The sequence below is a fragment of the Geminocystis sp. GBBB08 genome (genome assembly GCF_016743215.1).
In the GTDB taxonomy this organism is placed as follows: Bacteria; Cyanobacteriota; Cyanobacteriia; order Cyanobacteriales; family Cyanobacteriaceae; genus Geminocystis.
In genome coordinates this window covers 1-3509 of record NZ_VRZC01000253.1, presented here as the reverse complement: position 1 = coordinate 3509, position 3509 = coordinate 1, and the positions used below count along the sequence as shown (strand labels likewise).

The window sequence follows — 3509 nt, the reverse complement described above, 5'->3', positions numbered from 1 at the left end:
TTGTCGAGACATTAAAAGCAAAACCTTCTTCTTTAAAATTGGGATAATTTTGGCGTATATTTTGGGCTTCTTGTTCTCCGGCATAAAGATAAGTACTAGGAATATCTTTATTTTGAAAACGATACACAGGAGTTTTAAGTTTTTCTGTGACAAAAGTTGAAGTAGTAAAAACAATATCGGTTGGTGCATCCAAAAGACTCAAAGCATTACTAGCTTCGCCAAAAACCCCTAAAGAATCACCATTAGAAGTAAATCTTAAGATATTACTGTTGGTAGAGGCTGTCACCAATAAATCCCCATTAGGATCAAAAATCAACCCATGAGGATCAGATAAATCTGGTGTATCAATATCATTGACTTCTCCAAAAATCCCTAGGGGAGTTCCATCATTTTCATAGTGAAGAACATAATATGGGGGTGCTAGAGAAGAGATATAATAATTACTATTATCATCAAAAGCAATCTCATAAGGTCCATTTAAACGGCTACCATCAGGATGAATTTCTGAATAGTCGGTAAAAACTTCAATAAAGTTACCAGAACTATCATATTTTAAAACTCCACCTCGATTAATCCGTTCAAAATCACCATAGTAGTTTACATAAAGGTTATCATTTTGATCAAAGATAATTCCCGTAACATTAAGTAAACCATTATCTCCTGATGGAATAAACTGATCATCCACAAGTGTTCCATTTAGATCGTAACGCAATACTTTATTGTCTGAGTAAGAAGCAATATATAAATCTCCACTAGAATCAAAAGCCAATCCTACCGGTCCATTTACTGGAGCAAACTCACCTAAAAACTGACCTTTTTGATCGTATTTTAAAACTTGATTTGTCCCAAATGAAGAAACATAAATATTTCCATTTTGATCTGCAATAATATTTCGAGGGTGTATTAAACCACTATCAAAGAGATTAGCCTCCCCAAAAACTCCCTGAAAATTGCCCTTGTCATCGTACATTAAGACATTATTAGTACGAAAAGATGTAACTAAAACTAAATTCATAAATCAATGTAATGTTTTCTAATTATTTCTTAGAGAAATTGAATTACTTTTAGATAATAATTGAGTTATCTCAATATAAGAATCTCTATTACTAATAGACTTCTCCAACAATTGTGATTTTTGAACAGTATTTCAGGCTTTTAGCCCGATTCTTGGAAATGTCTAATGAAATTTATTTCATCATACTTAGATCTTGCATCTCTATCATCAATTCTCGATGAGGATAGGGAAAAGGGAAGAGGGTTGATTTTCCCGTTTGTTTCATTGGTATTATTGTACTGGTTCAAGATCTGAGTCATAGCCCGATAAAAGTTTTGAGCAATTTAACGCCCCCCAATTAATGGACGAGGTTAATAATGATTGTTCACTGTTTTTTGATTTGTACCTCGTTATGATTGTTAGGCTATCAGTAGTGACTAAAAATTTCAAATATGTATTTAAGTTGTTACTTCAAAAGCTACTCCTTCTTCGACAAAATTAGGATAATTAGCTAAGATGCTTTGACGTTCAGAGGAGCCTACATAGATGTAAGTACCGGGTAATTTAGTATTTTGAAAACGGTAAATATCTTGTCCTTTATTAGCGTCAGCACCATAAGCATAAAAAGCCAAGCCTTCTTCCACAAAATTAGTATAATTCTGTTTAATACTTTGACGCTCTTGTTCGCCAACATAGATATAAGTACCCGGAATACTTTTATTTTGGAAACGATACAAAGAAATTAATTCATCGTTAGGAGTTGTCGAGACATTAAAAGCAAAACCTTCTTCTTTAAAATTGGGATAATTTTGGCGTATATTTTGGGCTTCTTGTTCTCCGGCATAAAGATAAGTACTAGGAATATCTTTATTTTGAAAACGATACACTGGTGTTTCCAAAGTGGGTGATAGATTATTCATCCCCGAAAATTGAATCAAATTAGCACCATTTTGTGTTCCTTTTAAATGAAAATGATTACCTGGCTCAACATAAACATAATCACCTTCAGAAGCAACTTGTACATGATGGAGATTATTGTCATTTTCGCCAAATTCAAAAATAACCTCACCACTTAAAACCCCAAATAGCTCATAATTATTACTAATAACGCTATATTCATTTTCTTTGGCAGAAATAGAAAATAATTTAGTGTTGATCGGAGTCGGGTTTAAAATACCATCATTTTGTCCGAATCGTAAAACGGTAAAAGGATTATTAAAAGAGCTATTAGCAAAAGGATTAATGGTAGCCGAAACAGCAGAATCTGCTCCCGGAGAATTATCCCTTACTAATGCCGAACCTCCTTGAGGATTAGCTACTCCTCCTACACCGGCATCATCGGATGGATCAATTTTAAAAGCACTACTACCATCAGGATTCACTCCATAAACAACAACAGGTCCAGCATCCTGTAAATAGGTAGGAAAATTAGTAAAAGATAATTTCTTTAACACATCGGGAGCTATTGCTACCTGTTGGAAAAAATCATAAAAGTTGGCATCACTTGGTACAACGCCATTTACTTCGGTGGGGGTATTACCAGTGGGAATTAAATTACTTGTTCCATTGGCGGCTAAAATAGGATGAACTTGAGGAGAAGGATCAAATATACCAGCAGATGCTCCTACGGTATTAAATCCCTCGGCAATACCACCAGGTACGATAAATGCAATAACTCTAGCGGGAATAGTTCCCGTATTCGCCCATGTATGAATTTTTCCTGCAGGTACAGAAACAAAAGAACCTTTCGTTACTTCGACGCCGTTAATCTCTATTTCCCCATCTTTAATTACAGAAAAAGGATTGGTTGGATCAGCAACATTAAATACTCCATCTACATCGGCATTTAATTCAAAAATAACATTATCATTATCAGGAACTCCTGTATTATTATCATTAGCTGGATCTCCACCTAAAACATAAAAAAGTTCAGTTCCATTAGTATGGGTGTGAAATGTTGTGGTTGCTTCAGGAGGAATTAAAAATTCAAAAGCATCAAATTTATTATTTGTTTGATCTAAAACAACTATATCTTGATATAAACCTTGAGATGGTTGAAAGGTTGCTACAGTTCTTTCTCCATAAATTCGACTTCCATTTTTGTCATAACCTGTTGCCACAAAAGTTGGCACAAAAAATTTATCCACACTAGCTGAATTTACTAGACCGGTATTTTTTTCTATTTCTGCGGCAATAAAAGGATTTCGGGTAAAATCTACTTCAATTAAATCTCTATTATTACGCGTTACATAAATATATGGTGTAGAAGTAATCTTCTGGGCAAATACTTCCTGTTCGGCTATACGTTGTTGAGCAACATCAACGGATAAATCATGAGTTCCACTCATTATCAAGATCTCCTTTATTTTGTTTTTTTAATAATTGAAAAATGTAATACTCAGATCTTGCACCAGTACAATAATACCAATGAAACAAAACGGGAAAAATCAATTTTAGGAGTTTTAAAATCAATTCTGATTACTTTTCCCTCTTCCCTTTTCCCTTTTCCCTATCC

General features: G+C 34.1%; 2 protein-coding genes. Both read right to left on the bottom strand.

The features are described 5' to 3' along the window. Positions 1-1015, bottom strand: a 1015-nt coding sequence (locus tag FWJ34_RS18795; protein ID WP_308256860.1) for an NHL repeat-containing protein, incomplete at its 3' end; no start/stop codon positions are given. 437 nt (positions 1016-1452) lie between these two features. Further along, positions 1453-3342, bottom strand: a complete 1890-nt coding sequence (locus FWJ34_RS18790; RefSeq protein ID WP_308256859.1) for a hypothetical protein — start codon at positions 3340-3342, stop codon at positions 1453-1455. Between the last annotated feature and the right edge of the window lie 167 nt (positions 3343-3509).

What these genes read in the sequence shown, in the direction of transcription:
- FWJ34_RS18790 (WP_308256859.1), bottom strand. Translation starts at nt 3,342, where the DNA reads ATGAGTGGAACTCATGATTTATCCGTTGATGTTGCTCAACAACGTATA.